The 19,147-nt window shown below is 64.4% G+C and carries 22 protein-coding genes, 1 tRNA gene, 2 pseudogenes and 1 riboswitch; of the genes and pseudogenes, 14 read left to right on the forward strand and 11 right to left on the reverse strand.

Annotated features, from left to right (window positions below; genetic code table 11):
- Nucleotides 1-47: 47 nt before the first annotated feature.
- Nucleotides 48-542 carry a peptide deformylase gene (locus VGN93_RS27840; RefSeq protein WP_327510185.1) on the forward strand — a complete coding sequence of 165 codons (495 nt, stop codon included), beginning with the start codon at nucleotides 48-50 and terminating at the stop codon, nucleotides 540-542.
- An 85-nt stretch (nucleotides 543-627) separates the two neighbouring features.
- On the opposite strand, the gene VGN93_RS27845 is transcribed toward VGN93_RS27840, so the two are convergent.
- Nucleotides 628-712: transfer RNA gene (locus tag VGN93_RS27845), tRNA-Leu, on the reverse strand.
- A 195-nt stretch (nucleotides 713-907) separates the two neighbouring features.
- On the opposite strand from VGN93_RS27845, the gene lipB reads away from it, so the two are divergent.
- Complete coding sequence (gene lipB / locus VGN93_RS27850; RefSeq protein WP_327510186.1) at nucleotides 908-1,654, forward strand: lipoyl(octanoyl) transferase LipB; 747 nt, start codon at nucleotides 908-910, stop codon at nucleotides 1,652-1,654.
- Nucleotides 1,655-2,952: 1,298 nt separating this feature from the next.
- On the opposite strand, the pseudogene VGN93_RS27855 reads toward lipB, so the two are convergent.
- The 3 genes and pseudogenes from VGN93_RS27855 to VGN93_RS27860 form a co-directional block, all read right to left on the reverse strand.
- Nucleotides 2,953-3,387 (reverse strand): annotated as a pseudogene (locus tag VGN93_RS27855) (acetyl/propionyl-CoA carboxylase subunit alpha); the annotation flags it as partial.
- Nucleotides 3,357-3,554, reverse strand: coding sequence for a biotin carboxylase N-terminal domain-containing protein (locus VGN93_RS31375; protein ID WP_414714199.1), 198 nt, complete (start codon nucleotides 3,552-3,554; stop codon nucleotides 3,357-3,359). The gene VGN93_RS31375 and the pseudogene VGN93_RS27855, both read right to left, overlap by 31 nt.
- Before the next feature lie 62 nt (nucleotides 3,555-3,616).
- Nucleotides 3,617-4,567, reverse strand: a complete 951-nt coding sequence (locus tag VGN93_RS27860) for a DMT family transporter (RefSeq protein ID WP_327510187.1) — start codon at nucleotides 4,565-4,567, stop codon at nucleotides 3,617-3,619.
- A gap of 267 nt (nucleotides 4,568-4,834) precedes the next feature.
- Between VGN93_RS27860 and VGN93_RS27865 the strand changes: the two genes are divergently transcribed.
- The 8 genes from VGN93_RS27865 (at nucleotide 4,835) to VGN93_RS27900 (ending at nucleotide 9,540) form a co-directional block, all read left to right on the forward strand.
- Nucleotides 4,835-5,239 (forward strand): helix-turn-helix domain-containing protein, encoded by a 405-nt coding sequence (locus tag VGN93_RS27865; protein ID WP_327510188.1) that lies wholly within the window; start codon nucleotides 4,835-4,837, stop codon nucleotides 5,237-5,239.
- Nucleotides 5,240-5,323: 84 nt separating this feature from the next.
- A complete protein-coding gene (locus VGN93_RS27870; RefSeq protein WP_327510189.1) occupies nucleotides 5,324-6,451 on the forward strand; it encodes an S-(hydroxymethyl)glutathione dehydrogenase/class III alcohol dehydrogenase in 1,128 nt (375 codons plus the stop codon).
- Between the two features lie 75 nt (nucleotides 6,452-6,526).
- A complete protein-coding gene (locus tag VGN93_RS27875; RefSeq protein ID WP_327510190.1) occupies nucleotides 6,527-6,781 on the forward strand; it encodes a ribbon-helix-helix domain-containing protein in 255 nt (84 codons plus the stop codon).
- Nucleotides 6,782-6,787: 6 nt separating this feature from the next.
- Complete coding sequence (locus VGN93_RS27880) at nucleotides 6,788-7,087, forward strand: type II toxin-antitoxin system RelE/ParE family toxin (protein ID WP_327510191.1); 300 nt, start codon at nucleotides 6,788-6,790, stop codon at nucleotides 7,085-7,087.
- Nucleotides 7,080-7,559 carry a YaiI/YqxD family protein gene (locus tag VGN93_RS27885; protein WP_327510192.1) on the forward strand — a complete coding sequence of 160 codons (480 nt, stop codon included), beginning with the start codon at nucleotides 7,080-7,082 and terminating at the stop codon, nucleotides 7,557-7,559. The genes VGN93_RS27880 and VGN93_RS27885 overlap by 8 nt, the downstream gene beginning before the upstream one ends.
- A complete protein-coding gene (locus VGN93_RS27890; protein ID WP_327510193.1) occupies nucleotides 7,556-8,212 on the forward strand; it encodes a DUF1345 domain-containing protein in 657 nt (218 codons plus the stop codon). Before VGN93_RS27885 ends, VGN93_RS27890 begins: the two co-directional genes overlap by 4 nt.
- 18 nt (nucleotides 8,213-8,230) lie before the next feature.
- Nucleotides 8,231-9,064 (forward strand): S-formylglutathione hydrolase, encoded by an 834-nt coding sequence (gene fghA, locus VGN93_RS27895; RefSeq protein WP_327510194.1) that lies wholly within the window; start codon nucleotides 8,231-8,233, stop codon nucleotides 9,062-9,064.
- A 161-nt stretch (nucleotides 9,065-9,225) separates the two neighbouring features.
- Nucleotides 9,226-9,540, forward strand: coding sequence for a multidrug efflux SMR transporter (locus VGN93_RS27900; protein ID WP_327510195.1), 315 nt, complete (start codon nucleotides 9,226-9,228; stop codon nucleotides 9,538-9,540).
- Here VGN93_RS27900 and VGN93_RS27905 read toward each other — a convergent pair.
- From VGN93_RS27905 to VGN93_RS27935, 7 genes and pseudogenes are all read right to left on the reverse strand, one after another.
- On the reverse strand, nucleotides 9,537-9,920 hold the full coding sequence (locus VGN93_RS27905; protein ID WP_319321468.1) for a DoxX family protein: 384 nt from the start codon (nucleotides 9,918-9,920) through the stop codon (nucleotides 9,537-9,539). The two genes, VGN93_RS27900 and VGN93_RS27905, sit on opposite strands and share 4 nt — an antisense overlap.
- Nucleotides 9,921-9,944: 24 nt before the next feature.
- Nucleotides 9,945-10,103 (reverse strand): annotated as a pseudogene (locus tag VGN93_RS27910) (carboxyl transferase domain-containing protein); the annotation flags it as partial.
- Nucleotides 10,102-10,749, reverse strand: coding sequence for a hypothetical protein (locus VGN93_RS27915; protein WP_327510196.1), 648 nt, complete (start codon nucleotides 10,747-10,749; stop codon nucleotides 10,102-10,104). The pseudogene VGN93_RS27910 and the gene VGN93_RS27915, both read right to left, overlap by 2 nt.
- Before the next feature lie 75 nt (nucleotides 10,750-10,824).
- Nucleotides 10,825-11,610 (reverse strand): ATP12 family chaperone protein, encoded by a 786-nt coding sequence (locus VGN93_RS27920; RefSeq protein ID WP_327510197.1) that lies wholly within the window; start codon nucleotides 11,608-11,610, stop codon nucleotides 10,825-10,827.
- Nucleotides 11,603-12,268, reverse strand: a complete 666-nt coding sequence (locus VGN93_RS27925) for an HAD-IA family hydrolase (protein WP_327510198.1) — start codon at nucleotides 12,266-12,268, stop codon at nucleotides 11,603-11,605. The genes VGN93_RS27920 and VGN93_RS27925 overlap by 8 nt, the downstream gene beginning before the upstream one ends.
- Nucleotides 12,268-13,263, reverse strand: a complete 996-nt coding sequence (locus tag VGN93_RS27930) for an RluA family pseudouridine synthase (RefSeq protein ID WP_319321479.1) — start codon at nucleotides 13,261-13,263, stop codon at nucleotides 12,268-12,270. The genes VGN93_RS27925 and VGN93_RS27930 overlap by 1 nt, the downstream gene beginning before the upstream one ends.
- Nucleotides 13,264-13,319: 56 nt before the next feature.
- Complete coding sequence (locus VGN93_RS27935) at nucleotides 13,320-13,556, reverse strand: Lrp/AsnC ligand binding domain-containing protein (RefSeq protein ID WP_024271053.1); 237 nt, start codon at nucleotides 13,554-13,556, stop codon at nucleotides 13,320-13,322.
- A gap of 267 nt (nucleotides 13,557-13,823) precedes the next feature.
- Between VGN93_RS27935 and VGN93_RS27940 the strand changes: the two genes are divergently transcribed.
- From VGN93_RS27940 to gcvP, 4 genes are all read left to right on the forward strand, one after another.
- On the forward strand, nucleotides 13,824-14,111 hold the full coding sequence (locus VGN93_RS27940) for a hypothetical protein (protein ID WP_319321494.1): 288 nt from the start codon (nucleotides 13,824-13,826) through the stop codon (nucleotides 14,109-14,111).
- Nucleotides 14,112-14,257: 146 nt separating this feature from the next.
- Nucleotides 14,258-14,359, forward strand: a riboswitch (glycine riboswitch).
- Nucleotides 14,360-14,515: 156 nt separating this feature from the next.
- Nucleotides 14,516-15,655, forward strand: a complete 1,140-nt coding sequence (gcvT, locus tag VGN93_RS27945; protein ID WP_327510200.1) for a glycine cleavage system aminomethyltransferase GcvT — start codon at nucleotides 14,516-14,518, stop codon at nucleotides 15,653-15,655.
- Nucleotides 15,656-15,739: 84 nt separating this feature from the next.
- On the forward strand, nucleotides 15,740-16,102 hold the full coding sequence (gene gcvH, locus VGN93_RS27950; protein ID WP_327510201.1) for a glycine cleavage system protein GcvH: 363 nt from the start codon (nucleotides 15,740-15,742) through the stop codon (nucleotides 16,100-16,102).
- Nucleotides 16,102-18,972, forward strand: a complete 2,871-nt coding sequence (gene gcvP / locus VGN93_RS27955; RefSeq protein ID WP_319321505.1) for an aminomethyl-transferring glycine dehydrogenase — start codon at nucleotides 16,102-16,104, stop codon at nucleotides 18,970-18,972. The genes gcvH and gcvP overlap by 1 nt, the downstream gene beginning before the upstream one ends.
- Nucleotides 18,973-19,147: the final 175 nt, after the last annotated feature.

Here is a 19,147-nt window from a genome sequence, read left to right on the forward strand (position 1 = left end):
GCCGCAAACAGGCTAGGGATGACGGCCTTGAGACAGCCGGAGAAACCATGGCGATCCTTCCCATCCTGCGCTACCCCGATCCGCGTCTTCGTTCGCCCTGCCGCAAGGTGGAGGTGTTCGATGCACGGCTGGCGACGCTCGCCGACGATCTCGCCGCCACGATGCGCGCAGCACCCGGCATCGGCATCACCGCCGCCCATGTCGGCGTGCTCGAACGGCTGACGGTCATCGAACTCGACGGGCTGGGCTCGCTGCGCGTCTACGTGAACCCGGAAATCGAATGGTTTTCACCGGAGCTGCAACGCCATACGGAGGGCAGCGTTTCCATGCCCGGCATGACGGACGAGGTGGAGCGCCCTGCCCGCATCCGCCTCAGCTATCAGGACCTTTCGGGCGTCACGCACAGCGAGGAAGCCGACGGCCTGCTCTCCATCTGCCTGCAACACGAAATCGACCAGCTCGACGGCATTTTCTGGATCGACCGCCTCTCCCGCCTGAAGCGCGAACGCCTCGTCAAGAAGTACAGCAAGGCCAAGGCCTGACGCGTCCAAGCCATTCTGTACAAAGCAGATCACGGGGGTGAAAAAGCCCGAAACAAAAAAGACCCGCCGAAGCGGGTCTCTTTTTTGGTGCGGTCGAGAAGACTCGAACTTCCACGGGTTGCCCCACAGCGACCTCAACGCTGCGCGTCTACCAATTCCGCCACGACCGCATCGTGGTAGGCGTCGTCTTGCGGCGACGGAGGTGCATGTAGCAAAAGCATTTGGGGTGCACAAGGCTGTGCGACAAGAAAAATGACGGAAAGCGAAACAATTTCAACAGGTCCTTCACAAGACCCCGGAAACCCCTGAAATCCTTGCATGATCGCCCCTATATCTGGCAGAACGGAACGAAAAGGACGGGCCTCATGCAGCGGCAGGACATCTCCATTTCCCTTCTCGCGGTTCCCGGCTCGCCGCCGGTGCGCTGGCGCATCGCGCCGGATCTCGTTCCCTATGACGTGGCCGTCGAAACCATGGAAAAAGAGGCCGCCGCGATCGCCGATGGCGAGGCCGACGAACTCGTCTGGCTGGTCGAACACCCGCCCCTCTACACCGCCGGCACGAGCGCCAACGCCGCCGACCTGATGGCGCCGGATCGCTTCCCGGTGTTTTCCACAGGCCGCGGCGGCGAATATACCTATCATGGACCCGGCCAGCGGGTCGTCTATGTCATGCTCGACCTGAAACGCCGTCGGCAGGACGTGCGCGCCTTCGTGGCGGCGCTGGAGGCGGTGGTGATCGACGCGCTCGATTCGATGAACGTGCGCGGCGAGCGGCGCGAAGACCGCGTCGGCGTCTGGGTGCGCCGGCCGGAGCGCCCGGCCTTGGCCGATGGTTCGCCGGCCGAGGACAAGATCGCGGCGATCGGCATCCGGCTGCGCCGCTGGGTGAGCTTCCACGGCTTCTCGCTCAACGTCGATCCCGAGCTCGAGCATTTCTCCGGCATCGTGCCCTGCGGCATCCGCGGCTATGGCGTGACGAGCCTCGTCGATCTCGGCCTGCCGGTCATGATGAGCGACGTCGACATGCGCATCCGCGATTCGTTCGAGCGGGTGTTCGGCGACACCGTTTCAGAAGCGGACTGTCAGCCCAAAAGCCTTTCGCAGGCATAGATGATCGCATAGCCGTGCAGCACGATGGCCGCATAGAGGCCGAAACCTGACAGCAGGCGCTGCGGCGCCGTCATCGGATCGAGCGCCCGGCGCGGCTTTACGCCGCCCGCACCGATCAGGCTCAGCACGGTGAAGACCGCTAGGCCGGCGGTCAGGAGCTGGAGCGGCAGTCCGATCCGCCAGCCCACCCAGAGGATGGCCAATGTCACGAGGAAACTCACGACAAGAAGGCTGGGGCGCGTCGAGCAGACCTGCCTGAGCAGTTGCCCGCCGTCGAACCGGTGCATCGGCAGCAGGTTCAGCAGGTTGAAAGCACCGAGGATCAGGAGGAAGACGAGCAGCACGCCGCTCGTCGCGGGACCTGCCGCATCGTGCAGCGCCACCAGCGGCGGTATCAGGAAAGCCGACATGCCGGCGCCCATCAGGGCGCAGACCGCGACCTCGAAATGGGAATTGTACGGCCGCCCCCCGACCGCGATGCCGCCGAGCAGCGGCACGAAGATCATGCGCACCCGCTGGTGCCCGAAGGCCCTATAGGCCGCCATGTGGCCAAGCTCGTGCAGCACGATCACCACGGTCAGCATGGTGGACAGCAGCAGACCGCGCGGGCCAAGCCCGAAGAACGGCCAGAGCAGCAGCGTCGAGAGAATGGCAAGGCCAACCTGCGTCAGCGGGTGTTCCAGAACGCCGTGCACCTCGCCCTTGCCGGTCGCCAGCCAGCGGTCGAGCGCCTTCATGTCCCGGCGCAGCTGGATGTAGCGGAACAGCAGGAAGGCGATGCCGCGATAGCGATCGGTCTGCTCGACGGTAAGCGCCGTGCCGCCCGGGACCGCGCGCAGAAAACGGCGCTCCACATAGTTCCGCCAGAACGAGGCATCGAGCGCGCTGTCCTCGACCACCCGTGTCTCGCAGGCGATGCCGTCGGCATCCGTCGCCTCGCTGACCGAGAGCGTGCGGGTGATGGGATCGCCGAGGCGGTCGGGATAGGAAAAGGTCTGCTTCACGCGGCCGCCGGCCAGCCGCTCGCTGGACACGACCGAGGGATGCCAGTCCGCTTCCGCGCCGAGCGGACTGACGAGGGCGGCGATGCGGCCCGGCGGCGCGCGGAAGACGCGGGTGAGATGGAGGGTACGCCTGCCGACCGGCGCTGCGATCAACAGCCAGATCAGCCCGAGATTGATCGTCAGAAGCAGGATCACCGAAAACGATGTCGACATACCGTCCTCCCCGACCGTCATGGCAGGCAGAAAGGAGGCTAACGGCAAAGTCCTAACAAATGTTAAGACAAGGCCTCGCGCGAGATGGGCCGACAGCGCGACGCGGGCGAGGATGGCGGCCTGCTCTTCCGTCGGCGCCATGGGCGCAAAACCGTCCGGATATTCCTCGGCGATGAAGCCGGTGGAAAGCCGGCCCTCCCGCCAGCGCGGATGGCGCATCAGGGCGGCGAGGAAGGGCACGTTGTGCTCGATGCCGTCGACCGTAAAACCATCCAGCGCATCGCTCATCGCGTCGATCGCCTGAAGCCGCGTCGGCGCCCAGGTGCAGAGCTTGGCGACCATCGCTTTCCACCGCCCAGCCGTTCAGCTCGATGTCGGCCTGCGCCAGCGCCAGCCTTTCACCGGCGGCGATGCGGATCATCTGCTCGACGAGATCGATGCCGGTGACGAGTTCCGTCACCGGGTGCTCGACCTGCAGCGGGTGTTCATCTCGAGGAAGTAGAAATTGCGCTCGCGGCCGGCGCCGGGCCGATATGCACCGCCTCGTCCGCCATCTCGACATGCAGCGCGTCGCGGTCGGCATCGGAATAGACCGCGACGCTGGCGATGCCCATCCTGCGTGCCGTCTTGATCACGCGGCAGGCGATCTCGCCGCGATTGGCAATCAGGATTTTCTTGAACATGTTTTCCTCCGGCAGTCTCGACAGGCAGTCTTAGCCACTCAACAGGAAGCGCTCAAGGCACCTCAGTCGAAGGCGATCTCCGCGGTGCCCCTGCGGGTCCGGTGCTCGCGCCAGATGATGAAGAGGCCGGAGGCGACGATGACCGCGATGCCGAGCCATTTCGACGGCGTCGGGAAATCGCCGAAAATCGCATAGCCGAGCACCGTCGCCGAAATGATCTCGAAATACTGGAAGGGGGCCAGCAGCGAGAGCGGCGCCATGCGGAAGGCGCGCACGACCAGCATATGCGCATAACCCGACAGCGCGCCCAGGATGACGAGCAGCGCGAGCGCAAAGGCGGATGCCGGCAGCGACAGCGCAAAATCGGCGATACCGGCCGAATGACCGGCGAACAGCGCCACGCCCATGAAGATCGTGCCGCCGAAGCCGGCGATCGTCTGCATGGTGAGCGGTGAATCGGCCTCGCCGATGGCGCGGTTCATGAAGAGGTAGATCGAGTAGAGGAAGGCGCAGGCGACCGGCAGCAGCGCGGTCCAGCCGAAGAGCACGAAGCTCGGCTGGATGACGATGAGCGCGCCGCCGAAGCCGACGACGATGGCCAGCCAGCGCCGCCAGCCGACCTTGTCGCCCAGGAAGGCCGCGGACATGGCGGTGAGGATGAAGGGTTCGACGAAATAGATCGCGAACACGTCGGCAAGCGGCATGTATTTGACCGCCGCGAAGAACAGCAGGCTCGCCGCGCCGTGGATGGCGCCGCGCAGCAGGTTCAGCCACGGGCGTTTCGGCCGAAGCGTGGCGCTGCCGGCAGCCGTGAAGATCAGCGGGATCGTGCAGACGACCTGGAAGAAGAAGCGATAGAAGGTCACCTGCCCCGGCGACATGTCGGCAAAGGTCGCCATGTATTTGGCGATCGCATCCATGCAGGGAAGCAGCAGCATGGCGAACGCCATCAGCGCCACGCCCTGCATGGTGCCTCCGCCCGCCTGCTCGTTGGTGCCGGTTGCAGCCTTCATGATGCGTCTCCTCGTTCCCCCCTGCATAGCCCTTTTCCGCCGGCAGGCAATGCCCGAAATCCGGCCCTGAAGGTCGGCGTGCGGGCGGCGCGAAGCGGCGCATTTGAGGTAGAAGGCGATCCCGCATTGCCTGTAAGCTCGCTAGAGCATTTCCACCCGAAGCGACATCGCTTCGGTGTCGGACAATGCGGAAAAACAAAAAACTAGAGCATTTCCAGTGAACCAGAGTTCACTGGAAATGCTCTAGATTAAGAAATGGAGGCCGTGATGACCTTTCCCGGCGAAAACAACACCATCCCCTTCCCTTCGGGTCGCGCCGACGGCGATACGCTCGGCGGGCGCATCTGGCGGGCACGCGATGCGCTGGCTTTGTCGCTCGAGGGTCTCGCCTCCCGGCTCGGCCTGCCGGAAGACACGGTCAGCGGCTGGGAACGCGACCACGCCGAACCCGATACCAAGGCGATGTTCATGCTGGCCGGCGTGCTCTCCGTCTCGCCCTCCTGGCTGATTGCGGGCATCGGCGAGGCGCCGGCGGATCCTTCCGGCGACGAGCACCTGCATCCGCTGCTGCGCCAGCTCAACGAGGTCCACCGGCTTCACGACCAGACCGGCAAGGCCATCGCCGCGCTCGAAGCCGAGATCGCCAATCTGATCAAAACAAATCAGGGCTGAGTTTTTTCCATTTGCCGCACTTGAGGCCTCGGGCCGGCTCTGCAATGGTCCGCCCGAACAGAATCCGCATGAGGAGAGATGAAGATGGACGTACGCGCCGCCGTTGCCGTTCAGGCAGGAAAGCCGCTTGAAATCATGACCGTACAGCTCGACGGCCCCCGCGCCGGCGAAGTGCTGGTCGAGGTGAAGGCCACCGGCATCTGCCACACGGACGAATTCACCCTGTCGGGCGCCGACCCGGAAGGCCTCTTTCCGGCGATCCTCGGCCATGAGGGCGCCGGCATCGTCGTCGATGTCGGCCCGGGCGTCACGTCGCTCAAGAAGGGCGACCACGTCATTCCGCTCTACACGCCGGAATGCCGCGAATGTTACTCCTGCCTGTCGCGCAAGACGAACCTGTGCACCTCGATCCGCGCCACCCAGGGCCAGGGCCTGATGCCGGACGGCACGAGCCGCTTCTCGATCGGCAAGGACAAGATCTTTCACTACATGGGCTGCTCGACCTTTGCGAACTATACGGTGCTGCCGGAGATCGCGCTCGCCAAGGTCAACCCGGACGCGCCCTTCGACAAGATCTGCTATATCGGCTGCGGCGTGACCACCGGCATCGGCGCCGTCATCAATACGGCAAAGGTCGAGGTCGGATCGACGGCGATCGTCTTCGGCCTCGGCGGCATCGGCCTCAACGTGCTGCAGGGCCTGCGCCTTGCCGGTGCCGACATGATCATCGGCGTCGACATCAACAACGACCGCAAGGCCTGGGGCGAAAAGTTCGGCATGACGCATTTCGTCAACCCGAAGGAAGTCGGTGACGACATCGTGCCCTATCTCGTCAACCTGACGAAGCGGGGCGGCGACACGATCGGCGGCGCGGACTACACGTTCGACTGCACCGGCAACACCAAGGTGATGCGCCAGGCGCTGGAATCCTCGCACCGCGGCTGGGGCAAGTCGGTGATCATCGGCGTTGCGGGTGCGGGACAGGAAATCTCGACGCGCCCGTTCCAGCTCGTCACCGGCCGCAACTGGATGGGCACCGCGTTTGGCGGCGCGCGTGGCCGCACGGACGTGCCGAAGATCGTCGAATGGTACATGGAAGGCAAGATCCAGATCGACCCGATGATCACCCACACCATGCCGCTCGACGAGATCAACAAGGGTTTCGACCTCATGCACGAGGGCAAGTCGATCCGCAGCGTTGTCCTCTACTGACAAGAACGCCGCTTTTGCTGTTCTTGCCTGCCGGGAGTTGCTAGACTTCCGGCAGCATCGTTTCAGGAAACCACCATGTCGCAGGGCATTGCCGTATCGCTGACCAAGGAGCAACAGGCGCTTGTCGAGCGTCTGGTACGCTCCGGCCGTTTCGACGGCACGAACGATGTCGTGGCGACCGGCCTGAAACTGCTCGAAGAGCGCGAACGGCAGGCGGCAGAATTCGTGTCCGGCCTGGAAGCGCAGATCGGACAGGGCCTCGCCAGCGGCGATGCCACGCCAATGGAGACGGCCGAAACGCTGGTTGCGACCTTCCGGCAGCGGAGATAGGCCGCTTTGGCACGCATTCTCCGTCGCCCGCAATTTGTCGAGGACCTCTATGCCGTCTGGGAGTTCATCGCCAGGGACAGCGAAGAGCGCGCGGATGCCTTCATTCGCGAACTGGAGCAGCGTTATCACATGCTCTCGGACAATCCGCATCTGGGACCGCAGCGCTTTCCGAAATATCCTGATATGCGCATGTTTCCGTTCCGCCGCTACATCATCATCTATTCGGGGCTTGCGGATGGCTCCGGCATAGAGCTCGTGCGTCTTTTGAATGCCGCGCGGGATTATGACCGGTATTTTGATGACTGACGCCATGCCCACCATCTATGTCGACGCCGACGCATGCCCGGTGAAGCCGGAAATCCTCAAGGTTGCCGAACGCCATGGCATGCCGGTGACCTTCGTCGCCAATTCCGGCCTGCGGCCATCGCGTGACCCGATGGTGAAGAACGTCATCGTCTCGGGCGCCTTCGATGCCGCCGACAACTGGATTGCGGACAATGTCGGCGCCGACGACATCGTGGTGACGGCCGATGTGCCGCTGGCCGTGCGTTGCGTCGAAAAGGGCGCGCATGTGACCGGGCCGACCGGCCGGCTCTTCGACAAGGCGAATATCGGCATGGCCAGCGCCATGCGCGACCTTGGCGCGCATCTGCGCGAGACCGGCGAAAGCAAGGGCTACAACGCTGCTTTTTCGCCGCGCGACCGGTCTGCCTTCCTCGAAACGCTCGACCGTCTCTGCCGCCGGGCAAAAAATGCCAGGCCGGGGCCTTCGCCATGAAGGAGGCGCCCGGACCACGGATCTACGGCCGGCACCTGCCGTTCTATGTCGGCATCGGCGCGGCCGCGATCGGCCTTGCCGTCGCGCTCCGGCTGATGCCGGATTTCGCCATCGATATCGGGGCCGTCGCCTTCTTCCTTTGCTACCTGCTGCTGACGGCCTGGCGTGTGCCGCGCCTGACGGCAGCCCATCTCGAACATTACGCGACGGACAGCGACGAGCCGGTGGCGATCATCTTCGCCGTGACCTTCGCGGCCGTTGCCGTCTCGATGGGCTCGCTCTTCGTGGTGCTGAACCGGCCGGCCGCCTCGGGCGCCGAATTCCTCCTCGCCTTCGCCTCTGTCGCGCTCGGCTGGCTCACCATCCACACGATGGCGGCCATGCACTATGCCCATCTGTACTGGCGGCCGGGCAGCACCGAAACCAGCCCGGACGTCGGAAAAAGCCTGGATTTCCCGGGCGATGCCGCGCCTGGCGCCTATGATTTCCTCTATTTCGCCTTCGTGATCGGCATGACGGCGCAGACCTCCGACGTCGCGATCACCTCCACGCCGATGCGCAAGGTCAACCTGCTGCACGCGATCGTCTCCTTCTTCTTCAACACCGTGCTGGTCGCCGCCGCCGTCAACGCGGCCGTGGCGCTCGCCTCCTGACACAACCGGAGTTTCCTGATGAAAGTGCTTTCCCAGAACACCGCCTTCGGCGGCATGCAGGGCGTGTTCGCCCACGATTCCGAAGCCTGCAATTGCGAAATGACCTTCGCCGTCTTCGTGCCGCCGCAGGCGATCCGCGAGCCGCGCCCGGTGCTCTGGTATCTCTCCGGCCTCACCTGCAGCCATGCCAACGTCATGGAAAAAGGCGAATACCGCCGCATGGCCGCCGAACTCGGCCTCATCATCGTCTGCCCGGATACCAGCCCCCGCGGCAACGACGTGCCCGACGAGATGACCAACTGGCAGATGGGCAAGGGCGCCGGCTTCTACCTCGACGCCACGGAAGCGCCGTGGGCAGAACACTACCAGATGTACAGCTATATCACGGAGGAACTGCCGAACTTCGCAAGCCAGCACTTCCGCATGGACATGTCGCGGCAGGGCATTTTCGGCCATTCCATGGGCGGCCACGGCGCCATGACGATCGCGCTCAAGAACCCCGAGCGCTTCAAGAGCTGCTCGGCCTTCGCGCCGATCGTCGGACCGTCGACCGCCGACTGGTCGGCCCCCGCCTTCGAAAAATACCTTGGCGCCGACAAGGCGACCTGGCGCGAATACGACGCCTGCGCGCTCGTCGAGGACGGCGCCCGTTTCCCGGAATTCCTGATCGACCAGGGCAAGGCGGACGGTTTCCTGGAAAACGGCCTGCGTCCCTGGCTCTTCGAAGAGGCGATCAAGGGTACCGATATCGGCCTGACGCTGCGAATGCAGGAGCGTTACGACCACTCCTACTACTTCATCTCGACCTTCATGGACGATCACCTGAAGTGGCATGCCGAACGCCTCGGCTAAAATATGCGGTATGGCGGGGGTGCATGGCTGACATGCCGCCCCTGCCCTTGCCCTTGCCGTGCGGATCGGCAATATTCCGCCCGGTAGACGGCTACCGCCGGATGTTTCGTCCGGTCACGATCGCGGGGACGGCCTCGCTCCTTTGAAACGGAGTAGGCATCATGCCCTGGATTCTTCTCACGCTCGCCGGCCTTTTTGAAATCGGCTGGGCGATCGGCCTCAAATATACCGACGGCTTCACCAAACCGCTTCCGACCGCGCTCACCGCCGGCTCGATGGTCATTTCCATCGTGCTGCTCGGCCTCGCCGTGAAGACGCTGCCGATCGGCACAGCTTACGCGATCTGGACCGGCATCGGCACGGTCGGCACGGTGATGCTCGGCATCTTCCTGTTTGCCGAACCGGTGACGGCGATCCGCATGGGCTGCATCGCGCTGATCGTCACCGGCATTCTCGGCCTGAAGTACGCCTCTTAACGCCTGTTATCGAGCGCGAAAGCCCCCGGCCCTGCGGCCGTCAGATACAGGAAGATGAAGCAGAACAGCACCGCCGCATCGCCGCGGTTGTTGACCGGGAAAAAGCTCTGCGGCGCATGCGCCATGAAATAGGCGACAGCCATGAAGCCGCAGAGCACGAAGGCCACCGGCCGCGTGAAAAGCCCGACGAGGATCAACAGACCGCCGACGACCTCCAGCAGGCCCGCAACGCCGATCAGGTTCATCAGATCGCCGAAGGGCTGCTCTGCCGGCGGGAAATTGAAGAATTTCTGCGTGCCGTGCTCGATGAGCAGCAGCGCCGTCATGATCCTGAGCGCTGCGAGCGCCTGCGGCCGATAGGCGGAAAACTGGTTGAACATGCGACTCACTCCGTTTCGATTCGCTCACAGAGGAATGTTATCGTGTTTCTTCCAGGGATTTTCCAAATCCTTGTTGCGCAGCAAACGCAGGCCGCGCGCGATGCGCTTGCGCGTCGAATGCGGCATGATCACCTCGTCGATATAACCGCGCTCGGCCGCCACGAAGGGTGACAGGATCAGATCAATCGCAGCTGATCGACTGGGTCACGACGCATGGCGCGACCTTCTTCGTCGAGCCTTCGGCCAGCGCGCGTGACCGCACCGTCAGCGCCGCTTCGGACGGGATGACGAGCGCACGCTTCGTGCCGGAGTAGGCCTGGACGGAGCGCACCGTCGCCGTGCGGCGCTTGCCGCCGGCATATTTGCGGCCCTTGCCCGGGCGTTTGCCGTGAGCGACCTTGCCCTTGGCGACCGGCGCCAGATGGTAGGCAAGCGCCACGCGCCTGGCGATCGCGTCGCCGAGCGCCGCCTCGCGTCCCTTGCGGGCGGGCATGAAGCTGTTGACCGTCAGCGTCTTGCGCGACGAGGCGCCGCCGCCGAGATCGGCGAGCGTCACCGTGACCTTTGCCGAACTGTGGCCGTCGCCCGCCTGCTTCACGCCGGAAACGCGGATATCCATGGCGGCACGGTCGATCTGCACCGGACGGCGGGTCGCCTTGGCGGCGCGCTTCAGGTGCTCGCCGGTGCGCTTCAGCACCGTGTTTGGCACGCTATCGTCGCCGCTGACGACGACCTTGCGGATATCGCGGACGGGATAGTCGTCATCGGCATGGGCGGTGGTGGAGACGAGGAGGCAGGCGGAGAAGAGAGCGCGGAGAAGGAAATGCATGAGACTTGGTACCGGTATGCGATGTCGGATTTCAGCCGCGTGCCAAAATGGTGCGGATGTCTTAACAAAGTCTTTTCAGCGCGGGATTTCCACAAGCACGGAGGCGGCCACGTCCATCTCCGCGCGGCGCAGTTCGCGACGGCGGAAGGCCTCCTCGTCCGTGCCCCAATGCTCGATCTGCCAGTCTTCGTCGACATGGGCGAGCGACCAGGCCTTGTCGGCGTCGATGAAACCTTCGGCGAGCGCCAGCGCCAGAAGCGCCGAGCCGGTGAGCGTGGTGACGGTGTGCAGGCAGGCCAGCGCCAGCGGGTGGCGATAGGCGCTAAGTGCCGCGGCAAAGGCGGCGATCGCCGGTGCCGGCTGTTCCTGGTGGATCACGCCTTCGACGAGGATGAAACGGGCGCCCTTGGCATCGGCCGCCCAGCGGATGACCGGATCCCAGCCGTCGCGCTGACGCTCGACGAGGCCTTCGGGCGAATCGGCGCGGTAGCAGATCATGTCCGTGCCGGCGAAGCGCACGATCTCCTCGAGGACGGCGTCGAAATTGTCGGCAACGCCGTCGACGGCCGTGTTGACGAGCCGCGTCACCGGCATCTTTGCCGGATCGATCTCCTCGCTTTGTCCATCCCACTCCGCCTTCAGGCGATCGGCGATCGGCTGCGTCGGCACGGCGAGCAGCTTCTTGGCCGGCGTGCGCACGGGACGGCCGTCGAGCAGGATGCGAAAGCCTTCGTCAGCCAAATCGGTGGAGACGTCCTTGTAAAAGCGCTTCGGCAGCGGACGTTTCATCTGGATCTGCGCGCGACGCACCGGATCGGGGTCGCTCATCGCGTCGGAAAGGTCGCTCAGGATGTCACGCATCGGAAATCTCCAGCCAGTCGAGGAGGTCGGCAGGCGTGCGCAGGATATGGTCCGCGCCGGCCTCCACCAGTTCGGGCACGCTGGCATACCCCCAGGCGACGCCCACGGCCTTGGCGCCCGCCGCCTTGGCCATCTGCATATCGTAGATCGCGTCACCCACGACAATGGTCGCCGCCGCATCGATGCCCGCTTCGCTGCAGCATTCCGTCACCATGCCCGGATGCGGCTTGGACGGGCAATCGTCCGCCGTGCGCGAGACGAAGAAGGTCTTTTCGAAGCCATGCGAGGCGCGGATGAGATCGAGGCCGCGGCGGGATTTACCGGTGACGGCGCCGAGGATCAGGTTCTCGTCCCGCTCCAGCCGCGCCATCAGGTCGGCGATGCCGGGGAAAAGCGGCTCCTGGAAGCCGGCCTCGGCACGCACGCCGCCGTAGATCGCCTTGTAATGCGCCGTCATCGCCAGCGCCTCGTCATCGACATGCGGCTTGCCCTGCATGCGGGCAATCGCGATGTCGAGCGTCAGCCCGATGATCGCCTTGGTCTCGGTTACATCCGGTCGGGCATGGCCGAAATCGACGAAGGTGCGCGCCATCACCTCATGGATCAGCCCGACGCTGTCGACCAGCGTGCCGTCGCAATCGAAAAGAACGAGCCGCATCAGTCGTCGTCCTCTTCCGCCGCAGTCAGGTCGAAGCCGAAGAGGTTCCAGGTCTGCACCATGTGCGGCGGCAACGGCGCGGTTATGCGCAGCCGCCCGCCGGAGGGATGGGGAATGTCGATGCGGCGGGCATGGAGATGCAGCTTGTTCTGCACGCCGCCCGGAAAGGCCCAGTTGAGGTCGGCTTCGAAATATTTCGGATCGCCGATAATCGGATGGCCGATATGAGCGGCGTGCACGCGAAGCTGGTGCGTGCGACCGGTATAGGGTTCCATCTCCAGCCACGAATAATTCTGCGCGGCCTGCTCGATGATGCGGTAGAAGGACACCGCGTGGTCGGCGCCATCCTCGCCATGCTTGGCGATGCGCATGCGGTCGCCGTCCGGCGTCTGCTCCTTGACGAGCCAGGTCGAGATCTTGTCCTCGCGCTTCTTCGGCACGCCCATCACCAGCGACCAATAGGTCTTCTTGGTGTCGCGCTCGCGGAAGGCGGCGGTCAGCTTCTGCGCGGCGCCGCGCGTGCGGGCGACGACGAGCACGCCGGAGGTGTCGCGGTCGAGGCGGTGCACGAGGCGCGGCTTCTCGCCCTTCTGGCTCGTCCAGGCCTCCAGCATCTGGTCGATATGCCGGTTGATGCCCGAGCCGCCCTGCACGGCGATGCCGGCCGGCTTGTTCAGCACGATGACCTTGTCGTCCTCATGCAGCAGCATGCGGGACAGCAGTTCGTGATCCGATGAATGCTTGAGATCCCGCCCGGCGATCGGCCCGGACTTCACCGCCTTGGCATCGACGTCCATCGGCGGGATGCGCACCATCTGCCCCGGCTGGATGCGGGTGTCGCTCTTGACGCGCCCGCCATCGACGCGCACCTGGCCGGAGCGCAGGAGTTTCTGGAGCTGGCCGAAGCCGAGGCCCGGATAGTGGACCTTGAACCAGCGGTCGAGGCGCATGCCCGCCTCGTCGTTCTCCACCTGTCTTTGTTCGATGCCTGCCATCTTCGCCTTCTTTCGTTGCGCGTGCTTTAGCGCAAGAACGGGCGCAGGGGAACAGCTTAGAAAGCGCGGAAAGTCAGCGTGGTCAGCGAGCGCACGATGCCGGGAATGGAGGCGACGTGGTCGTTGATGAACTTGCCGATGTCTTCCTCGCTGTCGACATAGATCTTCAGCAGCAGGTCGTAATCGCCGCTGGTGGAATAAAGCTCCGAGATGAGTTCCGTAGCGTAAAGCGCGTCCGCGACTTCATAGGTCTTGCCCGGAGCGCATTGCAATTGCACGAAAATCGGCTTCATCGGTCCTCCCGCGCCATTGGCGGCATGATTTTGGCTTGACGCAGTTCCGGACGCAAAACCGCTTCACACTTTTGCTGGACCTGCCTTGTCCGCCCGATTCCGGCGGCATCTCGCATCTGTTATGGCGGAATTGCCCCGCCGATGGCAAGGCCGACCGAAAATCGCACAGACTGTTAAAATTCGATGAAAATGCAACCATGGAGTTTTACATGCGCGAAAGGCGCAACTGATAAATTGCTCCAACCCAAACCAAACCCGTTGAACGCCATGACTCAGATCGTGACAGTCTCGCCCGCCACCGCCGCCTATGCCTCGCAGGGAATGCGACAGCAGGTGCGCGCGAACACGCTGTTCGAGGAGCGCATCCACCACTGGAGCGAGGACGCCAAGATCCGCGGCGATGCCCGTGTGCTCGCCGTGCTCAATGTCGTTCATCCGCCGGCGCTGGCGCTGGCGCTCATCACTGCGCCCGGCAGCACGCCGCAGGTGACCGTCGCCGAGGCGCAGCGCCTCTACGGCGAAAACGCATCGCCCCCACCGCCGGAAACCGTCTGATCCTCCCCTAAAAATCAGCCGTCCTCCAATCTCTTGAAGGTCCCCGCCCCGGGGCCTTTTCTTTGTCCGTTTCCCTCTACGACAAAAAATTGTTCGGCAGCGACGCAGCACTCTTGCCAAAGCGCAGGCAAGGTCGTTATCTGGGGCCGACCTCGCTGGGAGAAACCGGTCGCCTTTCAACAGGCAAGACCGGTGCCGAAGGAGCAACCGCCCCGGAAACTCTCAGGCAAAAGGACCAGCAAGGTGCCGTCGGAACTCTGGAGAGAAGCGTGAAAACGCTCGCCGAAGGGATAACAATCTCAGGCGAAGGGACAGAGGGGGCTCAGGAGAACGGCGCAGGTGCGCCTGGATTGTGAGCCGGCGCCCGGAAAAATCATGGGCGCCCAAAGACTGGAGGGCGCCTTTTGGACGTATCGTCAGACCTCAAGAAAACCCCGCTTCATGCGTTGAACCTGTCGCTCGGCGCCCGCATGGTGCCGTTCGCCGGCTATGAAATGCCGGTGCAATATGCGGCGGGCGTGATGAAGGAACATCTGCACACCCGCGCGGCCGCCGGCCTGTTCGACGTGTCCCATATGGGTCAGGTCACCGTGCGCGCCCGCTCCGGCGACAATGCGGATGCCGCGCGCGCGCTCGAAACGGTGGTGCCGGTCGATGTGCTCGGGCTCGGCGAAGGACGCCAGCGCTATGCGCTCTTCACCAATGACGACGGCGGCATTCTCGACGACCTGATGATCGCCAACCGCGGCGACCACTTTTACGTCGTCGTCAACGCGGCCTGCAAGGACGCGGATTTCGCCCATATGCAGGCGAAGATCGGCGATGTCTGCGAGCTGACGCTGCATGACGACCGCGCGCTGGTCGCCCTTCAGGGGCCGCATGCGGAATCGGTGCTTGCCGAACTCTGGGCCGATATCTCCTCCATGCGCTTCATGGACGTGCGCGCCTGCGACCTGCACGACGCCGACTGCATCGTCTCGCGTTCCGGCTATACCGGCGAGGACGGGTTCGAGATCTCCATTCCGGCACACCTTGCCGAAGCCGTCTGTCGCCGTCTGCTCGACCATCCGGACGTGCTGCCGATCGGTCTTGGCGCGCGCGATTCGCTGCGCCTCGAAGCCGGCCTCTGCCTTTATGGCAACGACATCGACACCGGCACGACGCCGGTGGAAGGCGCGCTCGAATGGGCGATCCAGAAAGTCCGCCGCAAGGGCGGCGAGCGCGCCGGTGGATTCCCCGGCGCCGATATCATTCTCGACCAGCTCGAAAACGGCGCAGACCGCCGTCGCGTCGGCCTCAAGCCGGAAGGCCGCGCCCCCGTGCGCGGCGGCGCCGTGCTCGCCACCGATGCGGAGGGCGAGGACGTCGTCGGCACGGTCACCTCGGGCGGTTTCGGCCCAAATGTCGACGGCCCCGTGGCCATGGGCTACGTGAGCAAGGCGGCCATCGCCCCCGGCACCCAGCTCTATGCCGGCGTGCGCGGCAAATTCCTGCCCGTCACCGTCGCCGCCATGCCCTTCGTCAAGAACACCTTCAAACGCTGACTCATGACCCCGCTGCGCGCCCCTCATCCGCCTGCCGCAGCGGGACCACACGACCGATACCCCTTCCCAAAGAGAGGAACAAACATGCTGAAATTTACCGAAGAACACGAGTGGCTGAAGATCGAAGGCGGCGTGGCGACGGTGGGCATCACCACGCACGCGGCCGAGCAACTCGGCGACCTCGTCTTCGTCGAACTGCCCGCGGTCGGCTCCACCTTCGAAAAGGGCGGCGATGCGGCCACCGTCGAGAGCGTCAAGGCGGCCTCCGACGTCTATTGCCCGCTTGACGGCGAAATCGTCGAAGTCAACGAGGCGATCGTCGCCGATCCCTCCCTCGTCAACAGCGACCCGCAGGGCGCCGGCTGGTTCTTCAAGCTGAAGCTCGCCAATGCGGCCGATGCCGACGGCTTGCTGGACGAAGCCGCCTACAAGGAGCTTGTCGGCTGATGTCTCTTCCCAAGGATTTCGCCTTTACCGATTACCAGCCCTACGACTTCGCCAACCGTCGCCATATCGGCCCCTCGCCGAAGGAGATGGAAGCGATGCTGGCGGTGATCGGCTATGACAGCCTCGACGCGCTGATCGACGACACCGTGCCGAAATCGATTCGCCAGGAAAAGCCGCTCGAATGGGGCGCGGCGATGACCGAGCGCGAGGCGCTCGACAAGCTGCGCGAGACCGCCAACCGCAACAGGAAGCTCGTCTCGCTGATCGGCCAGGGTTACTACGGCACGATCACGCCGCCGGTCATCCAGCGCAACATCCTGGAAAACCCCGCCTGGTACACGGCCTATACGCCCTACCAGCCGGAAATCAGCCAGGGGCGGCTGGAAGCGCTGATCAACTACCAGACCATGGTCTGCGACCTGACCGGCCTCGACGTGGCGAACGCCTCGCTGCTCGACGAGGCAACGGCCGCCGCCGAAGCCATGGCGATGGCGCAGCGCGTGGCGAAGTCGAAGGCGAACGCCTTCTTCGTCGACGAGAACTGCCACCCGCAGACGATCGCACTCTTGAAGACCCGCGCCGAGCCCTTCGGCTGGGACGTCGTTATCGGCAATCCCTTCGAGGATCTCGATCCGGCCGCCGTCTTCGGCGCGATCTTCCAGTATCCCGGCACCTATGGCCATGTGCATGACTTCACCGATGTGATCGCGCAATTGCACGCCGCAAACGCCATTGCCGTCATGGCGGCCGATCCGCTCGCGCTGGCGCTGCTGAAGTCGCCGGGCGACATGGATGCCGACATCGCCATCGGCTGCACCCAGCGTTTCGGCGTGCCGGTCGGTTATGGCGGGCCGCATGCCGCCTACATGGCGGTCAAGGACGCCTACAAGCGCTCCATGCCGGGCCGCCTCGTCGGTGTCTCCATCGATGCGCGCGGCAACCGCGCCTATCGCCTGTCGCTCCAGACCCGCGAGCAGCACATCCGTCGCGAAAAGGCGACGTCGAACATCTGCACCGCGCAGGTGCTGCTCGCCGTCATGGCGTCGATGTATGCGGTCTTCCACGGCCCCCAGGGCCTGAAGGCGATCTCGCAGAGCGTGCACCAGAAGACCGTGCGTCTCGCCATGGGCCTGGAAGAACTCGGCTACACCGTCGAGCCGGAAGTCTTCTTCGACACGATCACCGTGCATGTCGGCAAGTTGCAGGGCATCATCCTGAAGACGGCCGTCGCTGAAGAGGTCAATCTGCGCAAGATCGGCGACGACCGCATCGGCATCAGCCTCGACGAGCGTTCGCGCCCCGTCACGCTCGAAGCCGTCTGGCGCGCCTTCGGCGGCGATTTCGAGGTGGCGGAGTTCGAGCCGGGCTACCGCCTGCCGGAAAACCTGCTGCGCACCAGCGAATACCTGACGCACCCGATCTTCCACATGAACCGGGCGGAAAGCGAGATGACCCGCTACATCCGCCGGCTTTCCGACCGAGACCTGGCGCTCGACCGCTCGATGATCCCGCTCGGCTCCTGCACGATGAAGCTCAATGCGACGGCGGAGATGCTGCCGATCACCTGGCCGGAATTTGCGGAAATTCACCCCTTCGTGCCGGCCGACCAGGCACAGGGCTACCGCTACCTGATCGAGGACCTGTCGCAGAAACTCTGCGACATTACCGGCTACGACGCCGTTTCCATGCAGCCGAATTCCGGCGCGCAGGGTGAATATGCCGGTCTGCTGACGATCCGCGCCTATCACCTCGCCAACGGCAACACGCATCGCGACGTCTGCCTCATCCCCACCTCCGCGCACGGCACCAACCCGGCCTCGGCCCAGATGGCCGGCATGAAGGTCGTCGTGGTCAAGGTCTCGGACAACGGCGACATCGACATGGACGATTTTCGCGCGAAGGCCGAGGCCCATGCGGAAAACCTCTCCTGCTGCATGATCACCTATCCCTCCACGCACGGCGTCTTCGAGGAGAACGTGCGCGAGGTCTGCGAGATCGTGCACAAGCACGGCGGCCAGGTCTACATGGACGGCGCCAACATGAACGCCATGGTCGGCCTTGCGCGGCCGGGCGACATCGGTTCCGACGTGTCGCACCTCAACCTGCACAAGACCTTCTGCATCCCGCATGGCGGCGGCGGTCCCGGCATGGGGCCGATCGGCGTCAAGGCGCATCTCGCCCCCCACCTGCCGAGCCACCCGGAAGTGCCGGGCCTCGGCGGCACCGGCGCGGTCTCGGCGGCGCCCTTCGGTTCGGCCTCCATCCTGCCGATTTCCTGGAGCTACTGCCTGATGATGGGCGGTGCGGGCCTGACGCAGGCGACGAAGGTGGCGATCCTCAACGCCAACTACATCGCCGCCCGCCTCAAGGGCGCTTATGACGTGCTCTACAAGTCCGCCAAGGGCCGCGTGGCGCATGAATGCATCATCGACACGCGCCCGCTGGTCGACAGCGCGGGCGTCACGGTCGACGACGTCGCCAAGCGCCTGATCGACAGCGGCTTCCACGCGCCGACCATGAGCTGGCCGGTCGCCGGCACGCTGATGATCGAGCCGACCGAATCGGAGACCAAGGCCGAGATCGACCGGTTCTGCGATGCGATGCTGGCGATCCGCGAGGAAGCCCGCGCCATCGAGGAAGGCCGCATGGACAAGGTCAACAACCCGCTGAAGAACGCCCCGCACACGGTGGAAGACCTCGTCGGCGACTGGGACCGCCCCTATACGCGCGAACAGGCCTGCTACCCGCCGGGCGCTTTCCGCGTCGACAAATACTGGTCGCCGGTCAACCGGGTCGACAATGTCTACGGCGACCGCAACCTCGTCTGCTCCTGCCCGCCGCTGGAGGACTACGCGCAGGCGGCCGAGTAAATCGACCAACCTCCCCTCCGTCATCCTCGGGCTCGACCCACTGGTGTCCGGTTTAAATTCAATGGACAAGGTGCACGGTGTTGATTCTACTCGTATTCGAGCGTTTGGCGACGATCTCGGACACGATAGAGGAGCAACCCCGTGCGGCATCACAATAGCGTCTTTCATGATCTTT

It is taken from the genome of Shinella sp. (assembly GCF_035998705.1).
Lineage (GTDB): Bacteria > Pseudomonadota > Alphaproteobacteria > Rhizobiales > Rhizobiaceae > Shinella.